Source organism: Tepidiforma sp. (assembly GCF_034432735.1).
Taxonomy (GTDB): Bacteria; Chloroflexota; Dehalococcoidia; order Tepidiformales; family Tepidiformaceae; genus Tepidiforma.
In genome coordinates this window covers 18,426-42,231 of the sequence record NZ_DAOUBJ010000126.1, presented here as the reverse complement: position 1 = coordinate 42,231, position 23,806 = coordinate 18,426, and the positions used below count along the sequence as shown (strand labels likewise).

24 protein-coding genes and 1 tRNA gene are annotated in these 23,806 nt (G+C 68.0%); 13 read left to right on the top strand and 12 right to left on the bottom strand.

Annotated elements, in window-relative coordinates:
- The first annotated feature begins 148 nt into the window (after positions 1-148).
- Complete coding sequence (locus VAE53_RS11515) at positions 149-2,332, top strand: MMPL family transporter (RefSeq protein WP_322819510.1); 2,184 nt, start codon at positions 149-151, stop codon at positions 2,330-2,332.
- Positions 2,333-2,367: 35 nt separating this feature from the next.
- Positions 2,368-3,549, top strand: coding sequence for an acyl-CoA dehydrogenase family protein (locus VAE53_RS11510; RefSeq protein WP_322819509.1), 1,182 nt, complete (start codon positions 2,368-2,370; stop codon positions 3,547-3,549).
- 14 nt (positions 3,550-3,563) lie between these two features.
- Here the strand turns inward: VAE53_RS11510 and VAE53_RS11505 are convergent, their stop codons facing one another.
- Together VAE53_RS11505 and VAE53_RS11500 are read right to left on the bottom strand one after the other, a co-directional pair.
- Positions 3,564-5,000, bottom strand: coding sequence for an LCP family protein (locus VAE53_RS11505; RefSeq protein ID WP_322819508.1), 1,437 nt, complete (start codon positions 4,998-5,000; stop codon positions 3,564-3,566).
- Between the two features lie 85 nt (positions 5,001-5,085).
- The gene (locus VAE53_RS11500) at positions 5,086-5,463 is read right to left on the bottom strand and encodes a metallopeptidase family protein (RefSeq protein ID WP_322819507.1); all 378 of its coding nucleotides are present in this window, start codon (positions 5,461-5,463) and stop codon (positions 5,086-5,088) included.
- Positions 5,464-5,637: 174 nt separating this feature from the next.
- Between VAE53_RS11500 and VAE53_RS11495 the strand changes: the two genes are divergently transcribed.
- Both VAE53_RS11495 and VAE53_RS11490 read left to right on the top strand, forming a co-directional pair.
- Positions 5,638-6,057 (top strand): hypothetical protein, encoded by a 420-nt coding sequence (locus VAE53_RS11495; protein WP_322819506.1) that lies wholly within the window; start codon positions 5,638-5,640, stop codon positions 6,055-6,057.
- Positions 6,058-6,097: 40 nt separating this feature from the next.
- Positions 6,098-6,451 (top strand): hypothetical protein, encoded by a 354-nt coding sequence (locus VAE53_RS11490; RefSeq protein WP_322819505.1) that lies wholly within the window; start codon positions 6,098-6,100, stop codon positions 6,449-6,451.
- Here the strand turns inward: VAE53_RS11490 and VAE53_RS11485 are convergent.
- Positions 6,442-6,993, bottom strand: coding sequence for a dihydrofolate reductase family protein (locus VAE53_RS11485; RefSeq protein ID WP_322819504.1), 552 nt, complete (start codon positions 6,991-6,993; stop codon positions 6,442-6,444). The two genes, VAE53_RS11490 and VAE53_RS11485, sit on opposite strands and share 10 nt — an antisense overlap.
- Before the next feature lie 32 nt (positions 6,994-7,025).
- Positions 7,026-7,601, bottom strand: a complete 576-nt coding sequence (gene rimI, locus VAE53_RS11480) for a ribosomal protein S18-alanine N-acetyltransferase (RefSeq protein ID WP_322819503.1) — start codon at positions 7,599-7,601, stop codon at positions 7,026-7,028.
- 75 nt (positions 7,602-7,676) lie between these two features.
- On the opposite strand from rimI, the gene VAE53_RS11475 reads away from it, so the two are divergent.
- The 5 genes from VAE53_RS11475 to VAE53_RS11455 all read left to right on the top strand — a co-directional run bounded on the left by VAE53_RS11475 (position 7,677) and on the right by VAE53_RS11455 (position 12,722).
- The gene (locus tag VAE53_RS11475; protein ID WP_322819502.1) at positions 7,677-8,273 is read left to right on the top strand and encodes a PilZ domain-containing protein; all 597 of its coding nucleotides are present in this window, start codon (positions 7,677-7,679) and stop codon (positions 8,271-8,273) included.
- A gap of 46 nt (positions 8,274-8,319) precedes the next feature.
- Positions 8,320-10,164 carry a DUF4838 domain-containing protein gene (locus VAE53_RS11470; RefSeq protein WP_322819501.1) on the top strand — a complete coding sequence of 615 codons (1,845 nt, stop codon included), beginning with the start codon at positions 8,320-8,322 and terminating at the stop codon, positions 10,162-10,164.
- Between the two features lie 52 nt (positions 10,165-10,216).
- The gene (locus VAE53_RS11465; protein WP_322819500.1) at positions 10,217-10,699 is read left to right on the top strand and encodes a MerR family transcriptional regulator; all 483 of its coding nucleotides are present in this window, start codon (positions 10,217-10,219) and stop codon (positions 10,697-10,699) included.
- A gap of 52 nt (positions 10,700-10,751) precedes the next feature.
- Positions 10,752-11,756 carry a GTP 3',8-cyclase MoaA gene (gene moaA / locus VAE53_RS11460; protein ID WP_322819499.1) on the top strand — a complete coding sequence of 335 codons (1,005 nt, stop codon included), beginning with the start codon at positions 10,752-10,754 and terminating at the stop codon, positions 11,754-11,756.
- Between the two features lie 69 nt (positions 11,757-11,825).
- Complete coding sequence (locus VAE53_RS11455; RefSeq protein ID WP_322819498.1) at positions 11,826-12,722, top strand: hypothetical protein; 897 nt, start codon at positions 11,826-11,828, stop codon at positions 12,720-12,722.
- 178 nt (positions 12,723-12,900) lie between these two features.
- On the opposite strand, the gene VAE53_RS11450 is transcribed toward VAE53_RS11455, so the two are convergent.
- The 4 genes from VAE53_RS11450 to VAE53_RS11435 all read right to left on the bottom strand — a co-directional run bounded on the left by VAE53_RS11450 (position 12,901) and on the right by VAE53_RS11435 (position 16,753).
- Positions 12,901-14,175: an LLM class flavin-dependent oxidoreductase gene (locus VAE53_RS11450; protein WP_322819497.1), complete on the bottom strand. Its 1,275-nt coding sequence runs from the start codon at positions 14,173-14,175 to the stop codon at positions 12,901-12,903.
- A gap of 97 nt (positions 14,176-14,272) precedes the next feature.
- A complete protein-coding gene (locus VAE53_RS11445) occupies positions 14,273-14,944 on the bottom strand; it encodes a hypothetical protein (RefSeq protein WP_322819496.1) in 672 nt (223 codons plus the stop codon).
- Positions 14,945-14,979: 35 nt separating this feature from the next.
- Complete coding sequence (locus VAE53_RS11440; RefSeq protein WP_322819495.1) at positions 14,980-16,035, bottom strand: Gfo/Idh/MocA family oxidoreductase; 1,056 nt, start codon at positions 16,033-16,035, stop codon at positions 14,980-14,982.
- A gap of 37 nt (positions 16,036-16,072) precedes the next feature.
- Positions 16,073-16,753, bottom strand: a complete 681-nt coding sequence (locus tag VAE53_RS11435; protein ID WP_322819494.1) for an HAD hydrolase-like protein — start codon at positions 16,751-16,753, stop codon at positions 16,073-16,075.
- A 131-nt stretch (positions 16,754-16,884) separates the two neighbouring features.
- Here VAE53_RS11435 and VAE53_RS11430 point away from each other — a divergent pair, with 131 nt between their 5' ends.
- Entirely contained in the window at positions 16,885-18,114 is a 1,230-nt protein-coding gene (locus tag VAE53_RS11430; RefSeq protein WP_322819493.1) for a cytochrome P450, read from the top strand.
- Here the strand turns inward: VAE53_RS11430 and VAE53_RS11425 are convergent, their stop codons facing one another.
- The 3 genes from VAE53_RS11425 to VAE53_RS11415 are packed head-to-tail and all read right to left on the bottom strand — an operon-like array spanning position 18,115 to position 20,886.
- A complete protein-coding gene (locus VAE53_RS11425) occupies positions 18,115-19,335 on the bottom strand; it encodes a CoA transferase (protein WP_322819492.1) in 1,221 nt (406 codons plus the stop codon). It lies immediately after the preceding gene.
- Positions 19,332-20,420 carry a CoA transferase gene (locus VAE53_RS11420; protein WP_322819491.1) on the bottom strand — a complete coding sequence of 363 codons (1,089 nt, stop codon included), beginning with the start codon at positions 20,418-20,420 and terminating at the stop codon, positions 19,332-19,334. The genes VAE53_RS11425 and VAE53_RS11420 overlap by 4 nt, the downstream gene beginning before the upstream one ends.
- Positions 20,421-20,454: 34 nt before the next feature.
- Positions 20,455-20,886, bottom strand: coding sequence for a hypothetical protein (locus VAE53_RS11415; protein WP_322819490.1), 432 nt, complete (start codon positions 20,884-20,886; stop codon positions 20,455-20,457).
- A gap of 84 nt (positions 20,887-20,970) precedes the next feature.
- Here VAE53_RS11415 and VAE53_RS11410 point away from each other — a divergent pair.
- Positions 20,971-21,047 (top strand) — tRNA-Arg (locus tag VAE53_RS11410).
- A 69-nt stretch (positions 21,048-21,116) separates the two neighbouring features.
- On the opposite strand, the gene VAE53_RS11405 is transcribed toward VAE53_RS11410, so the two are convergent.
- A complete protein-coding gene (locus tag VAE53_RS11405) occupies positions 21,117-21,611 on the bottom strand; it encodes a nitroreductase family protein (RefSeq protein WP_322819489.1) in 495 nt (164 codons plus the stop codon).
- Positions 21,612-21,731: 120 nt separating this feature from the next.
- On the opposite strand from VAE53_RS11405, the gene VAE53_RS11400 reads away from it, so the two are divergent.
- Together VAE53_RS11400 and VAE53_RS11395 are read left to right on the top strand one after the other, a co-directional pair.
- Complete coding sequence (locus tag VAE53_RS11400; protein WP_322819488.1) at positions 21,732-22,772, top strand: phosphotransferase family protein; 1,041 nt, start codon at positions 21,732-21,734, stop codon at positions 22,770-22,772.
- On the top strand, positions 22,773-23,789 hold the full coding sequence (locus VAE53_RS11395) for an LLM class F420-dependent oxidoreductase (RefSeq protein ID WP_322819487.1): 1,017 nt from the start codon (positions 22,773-22,775) through the stop codon (positions 23,787-23,789).
- Positions 23,790-23,806 lie beyond the last annotated feature (17 nt).

Sequence of the window (23,806 nt, the reverse complement as noted above, 5' to 3'; positions counted from 1 at the left end):
GGGCATCGGCGCGTTCGGTGCGGCGGGAAGGTGCGCTCATTGTCGATGGGAAGGATACACGATTCGCGTCTTGATTGGAACCGGAGTTCCGTTTCACACTGTAGGGGGTGGGTGCAGGGCGGGTGAATATCGTTCAGGGTGATCGACGATGGCTGATCGTGGGAATGGGAAGGTCGGAGGGTTGGAGCGCTGGGCGAGGTGGGTCTACCGGCGGCGCTGGCTGGTGCTGGCGGTGTGGGTGGTGGTGCTGGTGGGGATAGGCGGGCTAGCGGCGCGGTTCGGTGGTGAGTTCCAGACGGAGTTTCGGCTGCCGGGTTCGGAGTCGCAGCGGGCGAACGATTTGCTGCGGGAGCGGTTCCCGGCGCAGGCGGGCGGCGAGGCGGACATTGTGTTCGAGGTGCCTTCGGGTGTGGCGGGCGCGCGAGGGGAGATCGAGGGGGTGCTGGCGGAAATCGTGCGGGAGGTGCCGGATGTGGCGGCGGTCGAGTCGCCGTTCGAGCGGCCTGGGTATGTTTCGCCGGACGGGACGATCGCGCGTGCGGTGGTGCGGTTCACGTTCGATGCGGACAAGGTTCCGCACGAGGCGGCGATGCGGTTGATCGCGGTGGCGGAGGGGGCTTCGCGGCCGGGCTTCACGGTGGAGCCGGGTGGGCGGGTGGTGCAGTTCAACGAGCAGGCGGAGTTCGGCTCCGAGGTGTATGGCCTGATTGCGGCGGTGTTCATTTTGCTGATCGCGTTCGGTTCGGTGGCGGCGATGGGGGTACCGATCGGGGCGGCGCTTTTCGGGTTGGGTACGGGGCTTGCGGTGATCACGGTGGCGGCACGGTGGGTGGGCTTTCCGAGCTTTTCGTCGCAGTTCGCGGCGATGATCGGCATCGGTGTTGGTATCGATTACAGTTTGTTGGTGGTGACGCGCTTCCGGGAGGCGATCCACGCGGGGAAGTCGGTGGAGGAGGGGATCGTGGAGGCGGTGACGACTTCGGGGCGGTCGGTGATTTTCGCGGGGGTGGTGGTGGCGATTGCGTTTTTGGGGTTGTTCGTGATGGGGTTGCCGTTCGTGGCGACGCTGGCGACGGCGGGTGCGGTGGTGGTGCTGGTGGCGGTGGCGATTGCGGCTTCGTTGACGCCGGCGCTGCTTTCGGTGATCGGGAAGCGGGTGGATGCGCTGCGGGTGCCGCTGCTGCACCAGTCGGAGGGGGTGGATCGGCGGAGTCCGTGGTTTCGGCTGAGCCGGGTGATTCAGCGGCATCCGTGGCCGTTCGCGCTGGTGGCTGGTGGGGTGTTGGTGGTGGCTTCGCTGCCGATTCTGTCGATGGAGCTTGGGTTCACGGACGCGGGGAACCGGGCGCCGAGTTCGCATTCGCGCAAGGCGTACGACTTGATCGCGAAGGGTTTCGGACCGGGGACGAATGGGCCGTTGCTGGTGGTGGCGGATGTGCGGAATGGGAACGGCGGTCTGACGCGGGCGGTGGAGCTGCTGCGCGAGACGCCGGGGGTGGCGGCGGTGACGGAGCCGTTGTCGAACCCGGCGGGGGACACGGCGGTGATCACGGTGATTCCGACGACGAAGCCGCAGGACCACGCGACGACGGAGCTCGTGCATCGGCTGCGCGAGGATGTGTTGCAGCGGGCGGGGACGAATGGTGATCGGTATTACGTGACGGGGGTGACGGCGGGCCAGATCGATGCGAGCGATCGGATTTCTGCGCGGATGCCGTACTTGTTCGTTGGGGTGATTGGGCTGAGCTTCGTGCTCCTGACGGCGATGTTCCGTTCGGTGGTGGTGGCGGCGAAGGCGGCGGTGATGAATCTGCTTTCGATCGGCGCTGCCTATGGGGTGGTGGTGGCGATTTTCCAGTGGGGTTGGTTCGGCGAAGCGATCGGTGTCGGTAAGGGGCCGATCGAGGTGTTCTTGCCGATGATGATGTTCGCGATTCTGTTCGGTCTCTCGATGGATTACGAGGTGTTCTTGATCAGTCGAATTCGGGAGGAGTATCTCCGGTCGGGGGACACGGCGGAGGCGGTGGCGAACGGTTTGACGGCGACGGCGCGGGTGATCACGGCGGCGGCGGCGATCATGGTGACGGTGTTCTTGGCGTTCGTTCTGGGCCCGGAGCGGGTGATCAAGGAGTTCGGTGTGGGGTTGGCGACGGCGATCTTCGTGGACGCGACGCTGGTGCGGATCTTCTTGGTACCGGCGACGATGGAGCTCTTGGGGAAGTGGAACTGGTGGATTCCTGGCTGGCTCGACCGGCTGCTGCCGGATCTGCAGGTGGAGGGGCCGCCTGCGGGAGGTGGGGAGCTTTCAGGGTCGGTGGCTGGGGGGCGCTGACGGCGGTGGGGCGGGTGGAGGGGTAGACTGGGGGCATGGCGGACGTTTGGGTGGAACGGGCGCAGGAGCTCGCGACGCGGTTCGCGGCGAGGGCTCCTCTGCACGATCGGGAGGGGACGTTCCCGTTCGAGAATTTCGAGGAGCTGCGCGCGGCGGGGTTTTTCGGGCTGACGGTGCCGCGGAGGTTCGGTGGTGAGGAGGCTTCGCTGGGGACCTATCTCGGGGTGCTGGAGGCGCTGGCCAAGGCGGATGGTTCGACGGCGCTGGCGTTCATGATGCACTTGAAGACGTTCGGCCAGGAGCGTGAGGCGCCGAGCTATCCGGAGGTTTGGTTCGAGCGGCTCTGCCGCGGGGCGGTGGAGCGGGGTGAGCTGGTGAATACGGTTGCGACGGAGGAGGGGCTGGGGAGTCCTTCGGGGGGCGGGGTTCCGGACACGGTGGCGCGGCGCGAGGGGGATGGCTGGGTGCTGCGGGGGCGGAAGTCGTTCACGACGCTGGCGCCTGTTTTGCACCATTTCATCGTGCTGGCGCGGGTGGAGGATGGGGTGGTGCGGGAGCGTCCGCTGGTCGGGAATTTTTTGGTCGTCCGGGGGGAGTGTGGCTTGCGGGTGGTGGAGACGTGGGATGCGCTGGGGATGCGGGCGACGGGAAGCCACGATGTGGTGTTGGAGGATGTGTGGCTTCCTGGTGATCGGTTGCTGAACGTGCGGGAGGCGGGGTCGCCGGATCCGCGGGCTGGGGCGGGGATGGCCTGGTTCGCTCTGGGGCTGTGTGCGGTGACGATCGGGGTGGCGACCGCTGCGCGGGATTATGCGGTGGGGTTCGCGCGCGAGCGGACGCCGAACGATCAGCGGCCGATTCGCGAGTTTCCTGGAGTGCGGGCGAAGGTGGCGCGCATGGAGGTGCTGCTGCAGCGGAGCCGGGCGCTGATGGGCGATGCGGCGCGGGCGTGGGTGGAGCGGCCGAGTGTGGGGATGCCGGCGATCGACCGGGTAGCGGTGGCGAAGGTGGAGACGCTGAATGCGTGTATCGAGGCGGTGGAGCTTGCGATGCGGATTGTGGGCGGGGTGAGTTTGCAGCGTTCGCGGCCGTTGGAGCGGTATTTCCGGGATGTGCGAGCGCCGCTGCACAATCCGCCGCTGGAGGACCGTGCGTTGGAGCAGTTGGCGCGTCGGGCGCTGGATGGGGAGTTCGAGGAGCCGAAGGGGGCGGAGTAGGTTTTCGGCGGGGTTCAGGTGCCTGGGACTTTGAAATCGCGCCCGATGGTGATGACGACATCGGGGAGTGCGGTATCGGTGGATGGGACGACGATGATGGCGGATTCGGGAATGCCGAGCCACTTGGCGATGTCTTCGGCGAGAACACGGCGGTCGAGGTGGTAGAGGGTGATGGTGGTCCGTGGTTGGACGGGGGCATCGGGACCGTAGTAGACGGTGGGGAGGCCTTTGACGTAGGCGAGGTAGCGGCCGAGGGCGGCAGCGCGGGTGGCTCCTTCGGGGCCGAAGCCGTTTTGGATTTCGACGTTGCTTTCGCTGTAGGCGGCTTTGGTGAAGACCTGGGCGAGCCAGTATTGGACGTTTTCGGGGTTCCAGGCGAGGACGGCGGCGCCGCCGGCGGTGGTGAAGCCGGTGACGGTGGGGATGTCGTTGACGGGGTCGCCGAGGGAGTAGGTTTTGAGGCGGCCGTTGGTGGAGCGGAGGAGGTCGAGGTAGCCGGGGAATTTGGCGTAGGGGATGTCGGTTTTGACGGTGGAGGCGTACGCGTTCCAGAGGCCGGCGGGGTCGCGAAGGATATCGAGCTGGAATGCTTTGGCGAGGGCGGCCTGAAGGACGAGCTGCTGGCGCTTGACGCGCTTGAGGTCGGAGTCGTATTCGCGGTGGCGGCCGAAGGCGACGGCGTGGTAGCCGTCGAGGTGGTTGGGGCCGGGCGGGAATTCGACCCAGACGGCGTGGATGTCGTCGTCGGAGTAGTACCAGGGGGGGACGGCAAGGTCGGGGGGGATGTCGACGTCGACGCCGCCGAGGGCATCGACGAGGAGTTCGACGCCTTCGAAGTCGAGGATGACATAGTGGTCGATGGGGATGCCGAAGTTGAGCTGGAGGTCGGCCTTGAGTTCTTCGATGCCGCCGCGGATGGAGCCGGTGGCGCGGACGCCATCGCCGAAGGACTGGTTGATGCGGCGTTGGCTGTCGTGGCCTGGTTTGGGGTTGGCGACGTCGATCCAGAGGTCGCGGGGGAAGCTGAGGACGGCGGCGGTTTTGGCGACGGGGTCGATGGTGGCGACCATGATGGTGTCGGTGAGGTAGCCGCTGTTGGCGTTGTCTTCGAATTGGTAGCCGGGGCGCTTGTCGACGCCGAGGACGAGGAGGTTGATGCGTTTGCGGAGGACGCTTTCCTGGCCGGGGCTGGTGATGCCGACGAGGGGGGTGTTGAGGCTGGCGAGGGGGCGGATGAGTCCGAGGTCGGTGAGGGAGCGGCCGGGGAAGAGGGCGGGGGTGACGCGTGCGAGGAGGGCGATGCTGGCGTAGGCGCTGGCGAGGGCGAAGGTGAGGAGGGCGAGGACGAAGAGGAAGCGCTGGGAGGGGGTGAGGAGTGGGCGCGCGGCGCCGGCGGGCCGGGTTGCGCCGCGCGCATGGGGATAGGGGGAGCGCTCGACGCGGCCTGTCACGCTGTTCAAGCTACGCGGAGGCTTGCGGGAGGGTCAAACGTGGGCTTTTACGGGGTATTCACGGGGGTGTGGGGGGTGGTGGGGCTCAACCCATGCCGAGCTCTTGGAGGCGGTCGTCGTCGATGCCGAAGTAGTGGCCGAGTTCGTGGAGGACGGTCCGTCGGATCTGTTCGCGGATTTCGTCTTCGGTTTGGCAGATGGCCTCGATGTGCTCTTGGTAGATGGAGATTTTGTCGGGGACGACGAGGTTGTAGTTTTCGCCCCGGTGGGTGAGGGGGATGCCGTGGTAGAGCCCGAGGAGGAGGTCGTTGGGGCCGATGCCTGCGAGCTTGCGGTCGCGCGCGGTGGGGCGGGATTCGATGACGATGTCGACGTTGTGGACGCGGGCGAGAAGCTCGGGTGGGAGGGAGGCGACGGCTTCGCGGACGAGTTTGCGGAAGGTTTTGCGGTCGATGCGACTCACCGTGGGGATGGGGTGGGGGTTGTTCGGGAGAGGCTGAAGGATTTTGGGATGTCGGGGTGGTTATCCATTGGTCGTGATTGTAGGGGGAGCTTCGGGGGGCGGGCGAGTGACGGTCGTGTGACAGGCGGCGCTGGGGCGGGGTGGGGGTAGTGGGAGCGGCCGACGATCACGGTGATGCTGGCTCGATGGCGACGATGGGGTACGCGGCGCCGGGTGGAGGCGCTCATCCGGGGCGGTGTGGGCGTCTCGGAGCGGGCGTGGCAGGTGGACGGTGCGGGGGAGGGGCCCCGGTTGGCGGAGGAGATCGGTGCCTGGGCGCGGGCGGAGATGGCGGGGATGCGGCGGCCGTTCGGGGTGGATCATGTGGCGCTCGCGCTGGCTTTCCGCGACGCGGCTGGTCGGGTGTGTTGCAGTGCGAGTTTGGGTGTGGTGCGGCCGGGTGCGTTCTACGATGGGTCGGCGGAGGCGCGGCTGGCGGGGGCGTTGGAGGCGGCGCTGGGGATGGCGCCCTCGGGCGGGCTGGAAGTGCAGGTAGCGCTGCTGAGGCTGGGAGACCTGGCGTTCGAGTTGCAGGGGGGGATGCAGGCGGCGTAGGCGGGTTGCCGGTGGCGCGGGAGGGGGTACACTCGCGGTGATGACGAGTGTGGCGAATCCTTTACGGGCGAAAGAGCGCATCGAGCGGCAGATCGAGCGGATCGGAAGGCTCCGGGGGAGCGGTCCGAATCCGTTCGATTACGACCTGTGGGACGACCGGACGGTGGAGGTTCTGGTGGCCATTTACGGCGAGGGTTCGCCGGAGCTGGAGCGCTATTACGAGGCTGTGGAGAAGCGTGGGCGGCTGCCGGGTGTTCGTGGGCAGGCGGAGAATATGACGCTGAATATCCACGGGCCTTGGGGGATTTTGGCGCGGCTGGAGCGGGCGGAGAGGGTGCTGCGGGAGTTGGTCCGCGAGTTGGAATTGGCCGCGCAGGGGAACGCTCAGGCGTAGACGACGTCGTACTGGAGTTCGACGAAGGCGCTGGTCTGTTGGCGAACCGAGCGGAGCTGGAGGGGCGGGTCGGTGATTGGGCGGGGCAAGAGTGGCGCGCCGGCTCCGAGGGTGACGGGGGCGAGGGTGACGATGAGTTCGTCGAGCAGGCGGTGGTCCCAAAACTGGCCGACGAGTTCGCCGCCGCCGACGAGCCAGATGTCGCGGCCGTTGGCTGCGGCGGCCATTTCCGCGTGGACGGGGCGCACGTCGCCCTGGACGAAGTGGATGTCGGCGCCGGGCGGGGTTGGCCAGGTTCGGTGGGTGAAGATCCAGGTTGGCTGGCGGTGTGGCCAGGGTTTGGGGTCGGCGCCGGGCGGCATGAGCTCGTGTTCGAGGAGCCATTGGTAGGTGGTGGCGCCCATGGCGATAGCGCCGATGCGAGCTTCGAATTCTTCCCAGCCGGGAGGGTCGGCTTGGAACTGGAAGAGCCATTCGAGGGAGTTTCGGGCGTCGGCGATGAAGCCATCGAGGCTGGAGGCGGTGAGGTAGACGGTTTTCATTGGCTTCCTCGGGGGTGGAGTGTCGGGGACGGTCAGGCGGGGCGGGCGGCTTCGAGGTGGCGGGCGATGTAGCCTGCGGGGAAGCGGGCGTCGAGTTCGGCTCGGAGCCGTGCGAGGCGTTGGCGGTAGGCGGGTGAATCGAGGGGTTCGGTGGTCATGATGATGGCGTCTTCGTGGTTATCGGCGTAGTAGCGCTTGCGAAGGCCGACTTCGTAGAAGCCGTAGGTGCGGTAGAGGGCGCGGGCGGCGTGGTTGGAGACGCGTACTTCGAGGGTGACGGATTGCATGGCGGAGGCGGCGGCGAGTTCGACGAGGCCGTGGAGGACGAGGCGGCCGTAGCCGCGTCGTTGGTGGTCGGGGTGGACGGCGATGGTGACGATGTGGGCCTGGTCGACCATGAGCCAGAGGCCGCCGAAGGCGACGAGGGGATGACCACCGGCCTCGACGGGGGTGGCGGGGCGGACGACGAGGTAGCGGGCGAGCGCGTTGACGGTGAGTTCGCGTTCGAAGGCGGTGGTGGGCCAGCCGGTGGTATAGGCGGCCTGTTCGATGGCGATGACGGCGGGGATATCGTCGGGGGCCATCGGTTCGAGGCGGGGGACGGTCATGGTCTCGATCCTACTCCGGTGCTGGGCAATGGGATGATGTGGAGGGGCTGAAGGATTGCCGATAACCGGTATGCGATGGATGCGTTTCCTTCACCTGGGACGCCAGTGACGGTGATTCTCCGCTCGCCGGAGGCTGTGCAGTGGCCGGGGGAGGTGGCAGCGGTGCGGGAAGGTGGCATTGCGGTGCGGCTGGCGGGCGAGATGCCGGAGTGGGATCCGGCGGCGACGTACGCACTGGTGGCGCTGCACGGGAATGTTCGGATGACTCAGTTGGCGGCTTATATCGGGCATTCGCAGCGAGCGGTGGCGTTCCGCTCGCTGGGGCCGTGGGAGCCGGTGTATCGGCGGAAGTACCCGCGCTACCGGGCCGACTACCGGGTGGAGGTTCGGTCGGTGCTGGGGAATTCGCGCCAGGACGGACGGATGGTGGATATTTCGATGGGGGGTATGGCGGTCCGGGTGGGGAGTCGCCCCGGTGGGAGGCAGGTGCAGGTGCGGGTGTGGGCTGGGGCGTTCAGCAGCGAGCTGTTGTGTATGGTGGTGGGGTCGGAGGAGGAGGAGGCTGGGGTGCTGTTGCGGCTGCAGTACGTGGAGCTGCTCCCGGCGCAACGGGCGTTCGTGCGGCAGGTGATCGAGGAGCTGGCCGGGCCAGAGGCAGCCGCGGCTTCTTGATGCTCGGCCGATGGCGGCAAGGGCCCGAGCCTGTGACAATGCCGGCGTGAGCGTGGAGGCGGCATCACTGCGCTGGTGGGATGTGGAGGTCCGTGGCGGCCAGCCGGCGGAGTCGGCGGCGGTGGAGCTGCGGGCTGCGCAGATCGTGGGGCGGCGCTCCGGGGACGCCGGGCCGGCAAGTGGGGAGGGAGGGGTCATTCGCCTGGAGCTCGATGGCGGGGCTCCGACGCCGGGGTTTCTTTCGGTGGTGGACGATGGCTCGGTGCGCGTCCTTGCGGCTGGGCCTCGGGATTTGCTGGATGGAGTGGCGTGGCTTTGCGAGCGGTTCGGGGCGATCGTTCCTGGTCCCGGGATGGCGGCGGCAGGGACGAGCACGGGGGTGCTGGGACGGGGAAGGGTGGTGCATCGGGCGGCGTTCGGGGAGCGCGGGCTGGTGCTGGGGTGCGACGGGCTGCACGAGGGGTGGCGCGACTGGCTGCGCTTTGCCAGCGGGAACGGGCTTTCGACGGTGTTTTTCCACGATACGCCGCCGAGCCGGCTGAACCCGAGCGATGACGATCGCGGACGCGGCGGGCGGATGTTCGAGTTTTGGGACCGTGAGGGCGAGGAGGTGCGGGTGTTGGCCGCGCGCTTCGGGTTGCGGCTGGAGTTCGGGGGCCACCATCTTTCCGCGCTGGTGCCGCGCGAGGCCTTCGCGGAACACCCGGAGTGGTTTCGATTCGATGGGAGGGCGCGGACGAGGGTGTTCAATCTTTGTGTTTCGAGTGCGGGGGCGCGGGCGCAGCTGCGGGAGGGCGCGCGGCGCTTCTTCGAGCGGTTTCCGGGCTTCGATGTGTACCATCTGTGGCCGGACGATCTGCGCGGGGGCGGCTGGTGCGCGTGCGAGGGTTGCGCGGGGCTTTCGGCTTCGGACCAGGCCTTGACGGCGACGAACGTGGTGGCGGAGGTGCTGCGTGAGGTGGCACCGGGTGCGAAGGTGACGTATCTGGCCTACCACGACACGCTGGAGGCGCCGACGAGGGTGGAGCCCGCGGGAAACGTGGTGGCGCTTTGGGCGCCGCGGAACCGCTGTTATGCGCATGCGCTGGACGATGGCGGTTGTCGGCGCAATGTGGAGCACTTGGCCAGTCTGGAGCGGCTGGCGAGCTGGTTCGGGGGGGCGGAGCGGGTGCGGGTGTTCGAGTATTACAGCGACGGTATTTTATTCAAGTGGATGACGCCGCCGCATCTCGGCATTCTGCCGAGGGACGTGGCGGCGTACGTGGCGGCAGGGGTCGCGGGGGTGTACGACCTGGCGGTTTCTCCGCGTCCGTGGGTCGGGCCGACGTGGCACGTGTGGTGGTTCGGGCGGTGCGCGCGGGAGGGGGGCGGGGACGCGACGGATGGGCTGGCGACGTTCTGCGAGGCGACGTTCGGGCGGTTCGGGGAGGCTTTCGTGGAGGTGTACCAGCGGCTGGACGCGGCGTGCCGGCTGCTGCTGGACCGGGGCGACCTGGAGCCGTTGGCCGACGGCGATGTGTTGGACTATGGGGATACGCCGGCGTCGGCGCTGGGGGAGCTCGCGGAGCGCGCGGGCCGCGCGCTGGGGGAGTTCGCGGCGGCCGTTCGGGCGCTCCCGATCGCGCTCGAGGGTTCGGCGCGGGAGGCGGTGGACGAGCTGGCACCGACGGTGGCGGCGGGGATGCACCTGGCGGAGCGGGTGATGGGCTGGCGAGCGGCCCTGGAGGGGCGGCGGGAGGAGGCGCTGACCCATCTGGGGATGGCGGAGGTACATCTCCGGGCGCTGAGGGATTGGTATGGTGCGCATGCGGGACCGGGGTGGGCGGCGGTCGGGGAGTGGATGTTGCGGGGTGCGAGCCGGCAGACGGACCGTATCCGGGCGATGGTGTGATGCGGTACTCGAACCTTGACGTTCGCGTCAATGTGGTACACTGGGGCTGACGATGGAAGGGACAACTGGCCAGGAACGGTTCCTCCAGATTGGGGAAGCCGCGGAGCGGGCGAATCTGACGCAGCGGACGCTGCGCTATTACGAGGAGAAGGGGCTGCTGGCGCCGCCGACGCGGATGGAAGGCGGCTTCCGGTTGTATTCGCCGGAGGACATGGAGCGGATCGAGCGGATCCGGCAGTTGAAGGAGTTGCTGGGCTTTTCGCTGGCGGAGATCAAGGAGATGCTGGAGGCGGAGGATGTGCGGCTGCAGATTCGTGCGGGCTGGCGGGCCGACGCCGACGCGGGGGAGAAGGCGGAGAAGATCCGGCGTGCGCGGGAGGTTACGCTCCACCAGATCCAGCTGCTCGATCAGAAGATGGCGAAGATGACGGCGATGCGGGATGAGCTGGCGGCGCGCATCAAGAAGTACGACGAGTGGCTTTTGCGGTATTCGGAGGCGGCGAGCAACGAGGAACGGGCGACGCCGGGGTCGTGAACGTTATGCTCGTTCGAGCAGGTCGGCTGGCGTTGCGGTAAGCTTGGGGGCGATGGTTCTCGACCGGCTCCAACGTCCGCTGCGGGATCTTCGCGTTTCGGTGACGGATCGCTGCAATTTTCGTTGTGTGTACTGTATGCCGCGCGAGGTGTTCGGCCCGGATTATGCGTTTCTGGGGCGGGACGAGCTGTTGACGTACGAGGAGATTGCGCGGGTTGTGCGCATTCTGGTTGGGCTCGGGGTGGAGAAGGTTCGGATTACGGGTGGGGAGCCGCTGGTGCGGCGCGACCTGGATAAGCTGGTGGGGGCGTTGCGTGGAATCGAGGGGCTGAAGGACCTGACGCTGACGACGAACGGGAGTTTGCTGCGAGCGCAGGCGCGAAGGCTCGCTGCTGCGGGGCTGAAACGGGTGACGGTTTCGCTGGATTCGCTGGACGATGCGGTTTTCCGGGCGATGAACGATGCTGGGGTGGGTGTGGCGACGGTGTTGGACGGGATTGCGGCGGCGCGAGAGGCGGGGTTGTGGCCGATCAAGGTGAACGCGGTGGTGAAGCGGGGGATGAACGACCACACGGTGGTGGACTTGGCTCGGTACTTCCGCGGGACGGGGATCATCGTGCGGTTCATCGAGTTCATGGATGTGGGCGCGACGAACGGGTGGCGGCTGGAGCACGTGGTGACGGGGCGGGAGATTGTGGAGGCGATTAGCCGGGAGTTTCCGCTGGAACCGGCGGAGGCGAACTATCGGGGCGAGGTGGCGAAGCGGTGGCGGTATGTGGACGGGGCGGGGGAGATCGGCGTGATCACCTCGATCTCGCAGCCGTTCTGTGGCGACTGTACGCGGCTCCGTCTTTCGCCAGAGGGGGAGCTTTTTACCTGTCTGTTCGGGACGCGGGGACACGATCTGCGGGGCCTGTTGCGTTCGGGGGCGAGCGATGGGGAGATCGAGGCGTTCGTGGCGGGGCTGTGGCGTGGGCGCGAGGACCGGTATTCGGAGCTGCGGACGGCCGAGACGGCGGGGCTGCCGAAGGTGGAGATGTCGCATATCGGGGGCTGAGGGCCCGCTTTCCAAGGCAGGTGGCCGGGGGTAGGATGCGGCGCATCGCTCTTGTTCGGGAGGTGCGCAATGGCAGCGCGCGAGGCGTTCACGGTGAGGGTGGAGGACGGGGTGTTGGTGGGTCCGCTGCGGCAGTCGGTGAACAATTCGAAGGCGGCGAGCGGGTCGATCCACGACGATGCGACGGCGACAAGGCTGGGCTTTCGGGGCGGGACGGTGGCAGGGTCGATTCATATGGAGCTCTTTCCGCCACTGCTGCGGGAGGCGTGGGGGCGGCGGTGGTTCGAGCGGGGCACGCTTTCGCTCTATTTCGTGAACGCGACGACCGATCGGGAGCCGGTGCGGGCGTTTCTGCGGCAGCCGCCGGCCGGGGCGGCCGATGCGCAGGTGGAAGCCTGGGTGGCGCGCGACGACGGGATGCAGGTGGCGCAGGGGACGGCATCGGTAGGGGACCCGGGCGTTCCGACGGCGCTGGCGGCGCGGCCGCTGGAGCGGTTCGAACCAGGGGAGTTGCGGATCCTGGCGAGCGTGCGGAAGGGGCATCGGTTCGACCCGGTGCGGGTAGTTTGTCCGCCGGAGGAGCAGGAGCGGCGACTGGCGGTGACGACGGAGCCGATGGACTGGTACCGGGGGGAGGGCTCGCCCTGGGGGAAGGCGCCGGTGCTGATCGCGCCGCTCGTGCAGATGCTCTATGCGCGGAGCGTGGCGCAGCTGCGGGGCGGGATCGGGGCGGTTGGGCTGTTCGGGGCGATCGAGCTGCGGAATATCGATGGGCCGGCGCTGGTGGGTGAGGAGTACACCTGCTCGGGCGAGGTAATCGCGGTGGGGCAAAGCCCGAAGACGGAGTATTTCTGGTTGGAGACGGGGCTGGACGATTCGGGGGGGCGGCGGGTGGCGGAGATGCGGATGCTGCTTCGGTTCATGAAGGCTTCGAGCGAGCTGTATCCGGAGTTGCGGCAGGGGTGATGTGGGGGTGATGGAACGGCCCCGGCCGGCGGAAGGAGGAACACCGGCCGGGGCGTCGCCATGCCGAGGGGTTCGGCGCGCTTACGGTATCACTTTTGAGATGATGTATCAATAGCGGGAAATAGCCCCCGAGCCAGGTGAGCTGCGGGGGCGTCGGAGGGGAGGGGGTGGGGGTCGGTCAGGAGCCGCCGACGCCGGCGGCAAGGGGCGAGCGGAGGGGACGAAGTGGTTCGTCGATGGGGGTGGCCCGGCGCTCGGGGGGCAAGGGCCGGGGGTACCAGCGGTCTTCGTAGTCGTTGAATTTGTGGCGGAGGTTGGGCATGACCTTTTCGGCGAACATTTGGGTGTTGTAGATGGCGACGTTGCGGGGCATGGAGCCCATTTGGAGGAGGAGCATGAGGTGGCCGACGCGGAGGTTTTCGGCGAGCTCGTCGAGTTTTTCGGTGACGTAGTCGGGGCCGCCGGCGATGACGTAGCCCTGTTCGACGAGGCCTTCCCAGCTGAGGCGGGCTTTGGCGTTTTGCTGGGCCTGTTCGAATTGGGAGCGGATGCCGGCTTTGACGGTGCGGAGGGTGCGGTAGCCTGGGGCGTCGGCGAAGCCTGGGTAGACGTGGAGGCAGCGGTTGTAGAAGTAGTCGATGTGGGGCCAGTAGAGTTCTTTGGCTTCGGCGGCGTTGTCGGCGACGCAGACGACCTGGGCGAATCCGGCGTGGTAGGGGTTGGGTTCGATGCCTTTGTCGCGCATGCGGGCCCAGAATCCATCCATGATGGCTTGGGCGCGCTTGTAGCCTGAGTAGGAGAGGTAGGAGTAGAGGTAGCCCATATCGGCGCACCATTCCCAGGTTTCGATGGAGCCGCCGCCGGGGATCCAGATGGGCGGGTTGGGCTTTTGGAGTGGGCGAGGCCACGGGTTCATGTAGCGGATTTGGGTGTATTTGCCGTTGAAGTGGCTGACGCCCTCGTTGTGCCAGGCCTGCATGATGAGGTCGTGGGCTTCGTAGTAGCGTTCGCGGAGCTGGGCTCCGGGGACGCCGTAGGCGAAGTTGGTATCCATGCTGGTGCCGACGGGGAAGCCGGCGACGAGGCGGCCGCCGGAGAGGATATCGAGCATGGCGAATTCTTCGGCGACGCGGAGCGGGGGGTTGTAGAGGGCGATGGAGTTGCCCATGACGACGATGGCGGCGCGGTTGGTTCTTCGGGTGAGGGTGGCCGCCATGATGTTGGGGCTGGGCATGAGGCCGTAGGCGTTGGAATGGTGCTCGTTGACGCAGATGCCATCGAAGCCGACTTTTTCGGCGAATTCGAGTTCGTCGAGGTATTCGTGGTAGACCTTGTTGGCTTTTTCTTCGTCGAAGAGGCGGTAATCGACGTCGACCCAGACGGAGCGGTGCTTTTGCTGGAAGTCGTCGGGGAGGTCGGGCCAGGGCATGAGATGGAACCAGTGGAATTTCACGGGAGGGGCCTCCTCGGGGGTGGGGCTTGCGGGCGGGCGATGCTTCGCGCGCCGCGAACCGTTGGCGGAGTATAGCAGGTAGGCGGGGCGGGGATGGTCAGGGGAGTTCGACGTCGATGACGATGAGGGGTGGCTGGCTGCCGATGGTGTAGGGCGACGGGAAGCTGCGGCCTTCGACGAGGACGCCGATGGTGGCTCCGACGCGGTTGGCGCAGTCTTCTCCGGCGGAGTAGAAGTCGATGGCGTAGCCGCCATCGACGGTGTTGCGGCGGGCTGGCCCGGGGACGCCGTCGAAGGTGGCAATGACGTCGACGGTGCCGGCGGGGACGGGCTGGCCCCCGCGGGTGATGGCGCCGGCGATGCGTGCGGTTGGGAGGGTGCCGGGGCCGACCGAGGCGGGTGGGCAGTAGGGTCGGGCGGCGGTAGGAGGTGGGGTGGGGGTGGGGGTGGGCGGGGCGGTGGCGCCGGAGCCGCCGGTGCCGCTGGTGGTGGGCTGGGGCCGGGGTGTTGGGGTGGCGGTGGGCGCGGGTGTGGCCGCGGTGGCGGTGGCGGTGGCGGTGGGCGACGGCCGGGGCGTGGGGGTTGGCGAGGGTGTGGCTGCCGCGGCTGGTGTCGCGGTCGCCGCGGGAGCTGCGGGCGGGGAAGCCTGGCCGCCGCGGATGAGGAGCCATGTCCCGAGCGCGGCGAAGATGACGCCGAGGATGCCGAGGGCGGTCCAGCCGAGGGCCTGGCGAGCGGGGGTTGCGAAGAGGGCGGCGAGCCAGTTCATGTCGGGGGTAGGGTACGGGAGGTGTCGGGTTGCCGTCAGGTGGTGGCTCGCCAGTGGTCGATGGCGCGGGGAAGTTGGCTGGTGAAGGGAAGGGGCACTTCGGCCGCGCCGCGGCGGGCGGATTCGTAGGCGGCGCAGATGATTTCGAGGACGCGGAGGGCTGCGGTGCCGGGGAAGCGGGGTTCGGCCCGGCCGGCGACGACGTCGACGAAGTGTTGGAGCTCTTGGGGGAAGCCGAACTGCCAGGCTTCTTCGTACATGATGTGCTGCCATCCGGGGCTTTTGGGTTCGCCGGGGGAGGGCTCGCGGTAGTGTTCGATGATGGGGCCGCGATCGAGGTTGGCGAGGAGTCGGCCGCGCGGCCCGGTGACTTCGAGTTGGTCGGCGCCACCGGGGGTGGCCCAGGAGGCTTCGATGGTGGCGAGCGCGCCTCCGGGGAAGCGGAGGTGGACGATGGCGTGGTCGTCGGCGGGGGTGCGGTCGGCGTGGAGGAAGCGGCCGAGGGTGGCGGTGACGGCGACAGGCCAAGCTGCGAGGAGGGTGCAGACTGCGGCGATGCCGTGGCAACCCATGTCGATGAGGGCGCCGCCGCCGGTGCGGTCGATATCCCAGAACCAATCGGCGTAGGGGCCGCCGTGGGCTTGGACGTGGCGGACGAGGTAGGCCTGGCCGACGGTGTCTTGCTGGACGAGGGCGGCGAGGCGTTGGTACATGGGCGCGAAGAGGAGGTTTTCGGCGCAGACGAGGTGGACGCGGGCACGGTCGCAGGCTTCGACCATGGCGCGGGCGGCGGGGACGCCAGGGGCGAGGGGCTTTTCGCAGAGGATGTGTTTGCCGGCGGCGGCGGCGGCCAGGGTGATGGGCTGATGGAGGTGGTTGGGGGTGGCGATGGCGACGGCGTCGATGGGTGCGCTGGCGATGAGTTGGCGCCAGTCGTGGTAGGGGGCGGGGATGTGCCAGCGCTCGGCGAAGGTGTGCGCGTTGTGGGGCGAGGCGACGGCGGTGATTTGGAGGTCGGGGACTTGGCGAGCGGCGTGGGCGTAGACGCTGGCGATGAATCCGGCTCCGATGAGGCCGATGCGGAGGGTCACGGGGTGATTGTGGTGGGGGTGGCTCGGTGGTGTCGACCTAGGGTGTGTGGTCGAGGAGGACGGCGAAGGCTCGGTCGAGGGGGTGGAGGCTGGGGAGTACGGCGACGGCGCCGGCGGCGGCGAGTTGGGCTTGGGTGAAGCGCCCGGTGGCGACGCCGATTGGGCGGGCGCCGGCGGCGAGGGCAGCTGCGACGTCGAGCGGGGTATCGCCGATGACGACGGCATCGGCGGGGTTCGGGTCGACGCCGATGGCGTTGGCGAGGGCTTGGATGCCGGTGCGGATGACGTCGACACGCTCGGTGTGGTGGTCGCCGAAGCCGCCGGCGGCGAACCGTTCCCAGAGGCCGAAGTGGGTGAGTTTGTGGCGTGCGCCTTCGCGGAAGTTGCCGGTGGCGAGGCCGATGGCTGGGAGCTCGGCGGCGAGGGCGTCGAGGAGGGGCTCGACCCCAGGGAGGATTTCGCCGCCTTTTTCGGCGAGGGCATGGGGGAGGGCTTGGAGGAAGGCGCTGCGAACGTGGTCGAAGTGGTCGGTCGATTTGGCGTGTCGGGCGAGGACCTCGAGGATGATGGCGCGGTCCGTCCTTCCGTCGAAGCTGACGCCGCTGGTGGCGTCGGGGATGGCGATGACCTGTTCGAAGGCGCGATCGAGGGCGGTGCGCCCGGCTCCGCTGGTGGCGATGAGGGTGAGGTCGATATCGAAGAGGAGGAGCGGGGGCATGGGGGGAGTCTAGCAAGTGGGGTGGGTGGCTGACGGTGGGCGTGGCGATGCAGTGGTTCGAGGGTATGTGCTTTCGAATGTCGTTCGGTTTTGTTAGGATGCGGCGCAGCAGTTTGCGGAGGGACAGCACCGTGACCGAGACGACGAAGAATGAGGTTCCGCTGGGCGTTGCGCTGACGCCGCTGAATCCGGCGTACCAGGAGGACCCGTACAGCCTGCTGGACCAGGTGCGAGAGGCGGGCCGGGTGGTATGGGACGAGCAGTTCGGGCGCTGGTTGGTGGCGGGGTTCGAGGATGTGCATGCGATTCTGAACGACCGGGACTTGCTGGTGGATCCGCGAAAGGCGAGCGATCGGTCGTTCAATGCGATGTTTCGGCAGCGGATGCTGGGGGAGGACCGTGAGCCGAGCATGCTGTTCCAGGACCCGCCGGTGCACACGCGGCTGCGGGGGCTGGTTTCGAAGGCGTTCACGCCGCGAGCTATCGAGCGGATGCGTCCGCGGATCGAGGAGATTGCGAACGAGCTGTGCGATCGGGTGGCGGGTGAGTCACGGTTCGATCTGATGGCGGCGTTCTGCCAGCCGTTCCCGACGATCGTGATCGCGGAGATGCTGGGGGTGGATCCGAAGGACCAAGCGGACTTCAAGCGGTGGACGGACGAGGGGGTTGCGGCGGCGTTCGATCCGTTCGCGAGCGAGGAGGTTCGGAAGCGGGCGGAGCTGGCGGGGCAGGAGCTCGAGGCGTACTTGAAGCGGGTGATCGCGGAGCGGCGTGCGGAACCGAGGGATGATCTGATCACGGCGATGCTGAAGGCTGAGGAGCATGGGGACTTTCTGGACGATGACGAGGTCCGCTCGATGATCGGGCTGCTGCTGGCTGCGGGGAACGTGACGACGACGGATCTGTTGGGGAATGGGATGAAGAATTTGCTGCAGCACCCGGATCAGGCGGAGCTGCTGAGGGAGCGGCCGGAGCTCATCGAGAATGCGGTGGAGGAGATGCTGCGCTACGAGGGGCCGGTGACGTTCAGCGGTCGAATCGTGCCGGACGATCGGGTGATTGCGGGGTGCCCGATGCACAAGGGGGATTCGATCACGGTGGCGTTGGGGGGCGCGAATTATGACCCGCGGCTGCACAAGGATCCGCACCGTTTCGATGTGACGAGGGAGGATATCGATCACGTGGCCTTTGGGGGTGGCCGGCGGTACTGTCTGGGGGCGCCGCTGGCTCGGCTGGAGGCGCAGATCGGGGTGCGGGTGCTGTTGACGCGGTTCCCGAAGATGCGGCTGGCGCCGCAGGAGTTGAAGTGGAAGCGGGTGCCGGGCTTTCGGGGGCTGGAGGAGCTGTGGGTGGAGGTGTAATCAGCCGACGCGGGGGTCGATCGGGGCGTCGCCGATGACGCCGGCATGGCGGAGCTGGGCGATCTGGTCGTCGTCGAGGCCGAGGAGGCCGCGCAGGATTTCGTCGTTGTGCTGGCCGAAGAGGGGGGCATGGCGGCGCGGCCAGGGGTTGGCTTCGCGGAGGCGCCAGGCGGTGCGTGGCTGTTTCCAGGGGCGCATGCGTGGGTGTGGGAGTTCGACCCAGTATTGCCGGGCGGCGAGGTGGGGGTCGTGGTGGATGGTGACGGTATCGAGGACGCGGCCGGCGGGGATGTTGGCGCGGGCGAGGAGTTCGAAGGCTTCTTGGGGGTCGCGCTCGGCGAGGGCGGCGGAGAGCCGCGCGTCGATGACGTCGTGGTCGGTGGTGTCGCCGGGGAGTGCGGGGTCGATGCCGAGAAGGGCGGCGGCTCGCTCCCATTCGACGCGGGTGGGGAGGGTGATGGCGAGCCACTGTTCGTGGCCGGCGCAACGGTAGACGCCCTGGGCGAAGACGCGGGGATCGCGGTTGCCGCGGTGGCGGGGCGTTTCGCCGCGGAGTGAGGCGGCGACGAAGGCTTCGCCGATGAGGGAGGAGAGGACTTCGCGCTGGGCGAGGTCGATGAAGGTGCCTTGGCCGGTGCGCTGGCGGTGGATGAGAGCGAGGGCGACGGCGGCGGCGGCGGCTTTTCCGGCGACGGGGTCGCCGTAGGAGATGCCGGTTTTGATGGGGACGCCGTCGTCGCCGTATCCGGTGAGCGAGGCGAGGCCGCTCATCTGTTCGATGATGGGGCCGAAGCCGACGTGGTTGCGTTCGGGGCCTGTTTTGCCGTAGCCGGCCATGGAGACGAGGATGATGTCGGGACGGGCTTGGCGGAGGACGTCGTAGCCGAGGTGGAGGTTGTCGAGGACGTCGGCGCGGTAGTTTTCGATGACGACGTCGCAGTGGGGGACGAGCTGGAGGAAGGTGGAGCGGCCGAGGGGGTGGGCGAGGTCGAGGGTGAGGGACTTTTTGTCGCGGTTGTAGTCGTTGAAGTAGTAGGAGGCGTTCCAGGGTTCGGGGACGCCTGGGAAGGGGATGAGGGTACGGATGTTGTCCCAAGCGCGGGGGGATTCGATTTTGATGACTTCGGCTCCCATTTCGGCGAGGATCCGGGTGGCGTAGGGGCCGGCCCACATCATGGTGAGGTCGGCGATGCGGATGCCTTCGAGGGGGAGGCGCTTCACGGGCGGTCGCTCCAGAGGGGTAGAATCTGGGAGGCTGGGACGGGCTCGGCGAGGGTGCCGGGGCGCCAAGGGAGGCCGAGGAAGGGGCGGCCGGGGACGCGGGCGGTGCCGGTGGGGGTGGGGATGGTATCGAAGAAGCGGCGCTCGTGGAGGGTGGGGTTGTCGAGGAGTTCGAGGGGGGTGACGACGGCCCCGATGGGCACGCGGTGGCGTGCGCCGAGTTCGAGGAGTTCGGCTTTGGTGTGCTCGGCGAACCAGGCGTAGAGTTTGGCTTGGAGTTCGTCGTCCCAGTTGGCGCGTTCGATGGGGTCGCGGAAGCGGGGGTGGTCGAGCTCGGGGTCGTCGAGGAGGGCGAAGAGGGCTGGGACTTGGCGTTCGAGGGCGCAGACGCCGGCGAAGCCATCGGCGCAGGGGTAGAGGGCCCATATTGCGCGGACGTGGTTGCCGGCGCGAAGGGTGACTTCGCCTTCGGCGGCGCCGCGTGGGCCGTAGAGTTCGAGCATGCCGGCCATGCATTCTTGGAGCGAGATATCGATCCAGTCGCCTTCGCCGTGGACGAGGGCGGCGTAGTAGGCGGTGATGGCGGCGCCGGCGGCGTCGAGGCCGCCGAGGTAGAGGGCTTGGCTCCCGCCGGTGACGAGGGGTTCGCGCTGGTGCATGCCGGTGAGGGACATGATGCCGCCCATGGCGAAGGCGGTGATGTTGGTGGCGGGGAAGGTGGCGTAGGGGCCGTCCTGGCCGTAGGGGGTGATGGAGACAATGACGAGGGCGGGATTCTCGGTGCGGAGGTGAGCGGGATCGATGCCTCGTGCGGCGAGGGCGCCGGGGGGGCCGTCTTCGACGATGATGTCGGCGGCGCGAGCGAGGGCGAGCAACTCGTGCTGGGAGGCTCGGACGCGGTGTTTGCCGGGGAGGAGGTAGACGGCTTCGTCGGGGGTGAGGTGTTCGACTTCGGGTTCGACGCGAACGACGGTGGCGCCGAAGCCGGCGAGCCAGTGGGTGGCGTAGGCGGCGGGGATTCCGCCACCTATTTCGAGGACGCGGACGGACTCGAGGGGCAGGGGCTCGGTGGTTGGTGCTTCCATCGGCGGCGGATTTTACGCGGCGGGGAGCTGTCGGTCAGTCGAGGTAGGCGTCGCCGAGGGGATCGCGGGGAACGTCGTCGTTGGCGTTGATCATGTGTCGGGCGAGGACGGCGAGGCGTTCGAAGATGGGGGCTTGGATTTCGTGGGGGACGCCGGCTTCGTGCCAGGCTTCGCGCATGAGGCGGAGCCAGCGACCGGCGGCGCGTTCGTCGATGACGAAGGGGAAGTGGCGGCGGCGGAGGCGGGGATGGCCGTATCGGTCGCTGTAGGAGGTGGGGCCGCCGAGCCATTGTTCGAAAAACCAGGCGAGCTTCTGTTTGCCGGGTTCGAGGTTTTCGGGGTAGAGGGGGCGGAGGATGTCGTCGGTCTGGACGCGAGCGTAGAAGGCTTCGACGATGCGGGCGACGGTGGGCGAGCCGCCGATCTGTTGGTAGGGGGTGGCGACGGGGGATTGGGAGGGGTTCATGCTGTGATGATAGCGGGGTGGGGCGGCACGGTGCGGGCGGAAGGGGTAAGATGAGGGTGCCGGGCGGACGGTGTCTCGCGGCGCGCCCTCGTAGCTCAATCGGATAGAGCAGCTGACTTCGGATCAGCAGGTTGTGGGTTCGAGTCCTGCCGAGGGCGCCACGTGTGTGGTGCTGGCTTTCGGTGGGGTCGCGTTGGATGGGGAGGGGCGCGGTGGTGCTGGGCCGATGGTTACCAGCGTTCGTGGTGGACGAGCTCTTCGAGGGGCTTGCGTTTGCGGGCGATGGCTGGCGGCGGGCCGGACCGCTCGGGGTCGAGGTAGCCGAAGCCGATGACGCGGTTGATGGAGACGTCGGCGGGGATGCCGAGGAGCTGGCGGAGGGGCTCTTCGGGGAGGTGGGCGGGGCAGGATCCGATGCCGTCGTTCCAGGCGGCGAGCATCATGTTCTGGGCGCACCGGCCGGCATCGAAGGGATGTTCGTTGACCTGGACGATGACGATGACGGCGGCGGCTTCGGCGAGCCAGCGGGCCATGGGGCTGAGGTCGGCGAGGGCCTGTTTGCCTTCAGGTGTTTGGACGACGATGAAGCGGTTGGGCTCGGCGTTTTTGGAGGATGGGGTCATCCGGCCGGCCTGAAGGATGCGGCGCAGCGACTCTTGGGGGATGGGCTGAGGGAGGAAGGCGCGGCGGTCGCGCTTGGAGATGGTGCCGCGGTAGAGGTCCATGGGATGATTGTACGCTCGAGGAGCCCGTCTGGTTGACGTGAGGGCGCAGTGGGGCAAGACTCTCGGGACCCCCTACGTTGGCAGGCGTTTGCCGTGGGGGGTGGAGCGAGGAGGGGAGCTATGGGCGAGGCTGCCGGAGATGCGCTGGTGGATGTGGCGGCGCTGGAGCGGTTCGTGAACGGGCGGGTGCCGGGGGAGCCGGGGCCGATCGTGGTAGAGAAGCATGTGGCTGGGTTCTCGAACGAGACGTTCTTCGTGACGCGCGGCTCGGACGAGTGGGTGATGCGCCGGCCACCGCGCGGGCCGTTGCTGCCGACGGCGCACGATGTGCTGCGCGAGTACCGGTATATCGCTGCGCTGTATGGGCGGGCCCGCGTTCCCCGGCCGGTGGCGGTTTGCGAGGATGTCGGTGTGATCGGGGCGCCGTTCTATTTGATGGAGCGGGTGGACGGGACGGTGATTCGAACGGAGTTGCCGGCGGCGTACGATACGCCGGAGGGGCGGCGCCGGGTGGCGGAGGAGCTGGTGGATGCGCTGGTGGAGCTGCATGCGGTGGACTGGCGAGGGGCTGGTCTGACGGGGAAGGGGGAGTCGTATCTGGCGCGGCAGGTCGAGCGGTGGGCGAAGCAGTGGGAGCTGACGCGCCCGCGCACGCGGGTTCTGCGGGGCCTGGACGAGGCGACGGCCTGGCTACGGGCGCGGGTGCCGAAGGCGGCGGATGTGGCGGTGGTGCATGGCGATTACAAGCTGGACAACGTGATTTTTGCGAAGGATGAGCCGCGGCTGTTGGCGATTCTGGACTGGGAGATGGCGACGATCGGGGACCCGCTGGCGGACCTGGGCTGGCTGCTTTCGACGTGGGGCGATCAGGGCGACCCGCCGGGGACGCCGCAGTTGAACGTTCGCTCGACGTTGACGGAGCTGGAGGGCTTCCCGACGCGGGAGGAGATGGCGGCTCGTTACGAGGCGAGGAGCGGGCGTTCGATGCGGCACTTCGGTTTTTACCGGGTGCTGGCGGTGTACAAGATGGCGATCATTTTGGAAGGTCTCTACATGCTGTATCTGGAACGTGCGGCGTCGAATCCTGGGGCCGCGGATTTCGAGTGGTACGTGCCGGTCCTCATCGACCGGATGCATCGCCTGATGGGGGAGTCGAATTAGATGGGAGTGAAACGTCTTTCGCTGTCGGTGCCGCTGGATGGGGTGACGCTTCGGGAGCACCCGGAGATTTGCCAGGAGGCGGAGCGGTTGGGGTATACGGATGCGTGGTCGTACGAGGTGGATGCGATCGATGCGTTCACGCCGTTGGCGGTGATCGGGCTGCACACGAATCTGCGGCTGGGGACGGCGATCGCGAATGTCTACACGCGTGGGCCGGCGACGTTGGCGGAGACGGCGGCTGGGGTCGCGGAGGTGGCGCCGGGGCGTTTCAATCTGGGCATCGGGTCGGGTTCGCAGCCGATCGTGGAGCTGTGGAACAGCGGGAAGTTCCGGAAGCCTGCGACGCGGGTGCGGGAGATGGTGCTTTTTCTGCGGAAGGCGTTCGCGGGGGAGCGGGTGGTGTTCGAGGGTGAGACGTTCCGGGTGGACGGGTTTCGGATGAGCAAGCCGCCGAGCGAGCCGATCCCGATTCACGTTGCGGCGCTGCGGGAGGGGATGTTGCGGGTGGCGGGGGAGGTGGGCGATGGGGCGATCATCAATTGGCTTTCGGCGGAGGATGTGAGGAAGAGCGTTGGGGTGGTGCGGGAGGCGGCGAAGGCGGCGGGGCGGAACCCGGATGCGGTGGAGATCACGGCGCGGCTGATGGTGTGCGTCGATCCGCTGACGCCGGAGGTGGGCCAGCTGCAGCGCCGCCATTTGAACGCGTATTTGAACGTGCCGGTCTACAAGGAGTTCCATCGCTGGCTGGGCCGGGAGCCGCTGCTTTCGGCGATGTGGTCGGCGTGGGAGAGCGGTGACCGGAAGGCGGCGCTGGCGGCGGTGCCGGATGTGGTGGTGGCGGATCTGTTCGTGGCTGGCTCGGCGGAGGAGCGAAACGCGCACGTGGGGCGGTATCTGGAGGCGGGGGTGGATACGGCGTTTTTGCAGTTCATTTCGTTCGACCCGGACGCGGCGGTGCGGCGGGAGCGGGTGTTGCGGGCGATGCGTGAGATGTCGCCGAAGGCGGCGGGGCTGTAGGGGCCGGGGGGCGGGCG

Bases quoted from the DNA above. Each gene is read 5' to 3' on its own strand.
- VAE53_RS11490 (WP_322819505.1), top strand. From the start codon at position 6,098: ATGACGAGTGTGGCGAATCCTTTACGGGCGAAAGAGCGCATCGAGCGG.
- VAE53_RS11395 (WP_322819487.1), top strand. From the start codon at position 22,773: ATGGGAGTGAAACGTCTTTCGCTGTCGGTGCCGCTGGATGGGGTGACG.
- VAE53_RS11435 (WP_322819494.1), bottom strand. From the start codon at position 16,753: ATGCCCCCGCTCCTCCTCTTCGATATCGACCTCACCCTCATCGCCACC.
- VAE53_RS11400 (WP_322819488.1), top strand. From the start codon at position 21,732: ATGGGCGAGGCTGCCGGAGATGCGCTGGTGGATGTGGCGGCGCTGGAG.
- moaA (WP_322819499.1), top strand. From the start codon at position 10,752: ATGGTTCTCGACCGGCTCCAACGTCCGCTGCGGGATCTTCGCGTTTCG.
- VAE53_RS11495 (WP_322819506.1), top strand. From the start codon at position 5,638: ATGCTGGCTCGATGGCGACGATGGGGTACGCGGCGCCGGGTGGAGGCG.
- VAE53_RS11485 (WP_322819504.1), bottom strand. From the start codon at position 6,993: ATGAAAACCGTCTACCTCACCGCCTCCAGCCTCGATGGCTTCATCGCC.
- VAE53_RS11445 (WP_322819496.1), bottom strand. From the start codon at position 14,944: ATGAACTGGCTCGCCGCCCTCTTCGCAACCCCCGCTCGCCAGGCCCTC.
- VAE53_RS11420 (WP_322819491.1), bottom strand. From the start codon at position 20,420: ATGGAAGCACCAACCACCGAGCCCCTGCCCCTCGAGTCCGTCCGCGTC.
- VAE53_RS11405 (WP_322819489.1), bottom strand. From the start codon at position 21,611: ATGGACCTCTACCGCGGCACCATCTCCAAGCGCGACCGCCGCGCCTTC.
- VAE53_RS11515 (WP_322819510.1), top strand. From the start codon at position 149: ATGGCTGATCGTGGGAATGGGAAGGTCGGAGGGTTGGAGCGCTGGGCG.
- VAE53_RS11510 (WP_322819509.1), top strand. From the start codon at position 2,368: ATGGCGGACGTTTGGGTGGAACGGGCGCAGGAGCTCGCGACGCGGTTC.
- rimI (WP_322819503.1), bottom strand. From the start codon at position 7,601: ATGACCGTCCCCCGCCTCGAACCGATGGCCCCCGACGATATCCCCGCC.
- VAE53_RS11455 (WP_322819498.1), top strand. From the start codon at position 11,826: ATGGCAGCGCGCGAGGCGTTCACGGTGAGGGTGGAGGACGGGGTGTTG.
- VAE53_RS11415 (WP_322819490.1), bottom strand. From the start codon at position 20,886: ATGAACCCCTCCCAATCCCCCGTCGCCACCCCCTACCAACAGATCGGC.
- VAE53_RS11465 (WP_322819500.1), top strand. From the start codon at position 10,217: ATGGAAGGGACAACTGGCCAGGAACGGTTCCTCCAGATTGGGGAAGCC.
- VAE53_RS11475 (WP_322819502.1), top strand. From the start codon at position 7,677: ATGGATGCGTTTCCTTCACCTGGGACGCCAGTGACGGTGATTCTCCGC.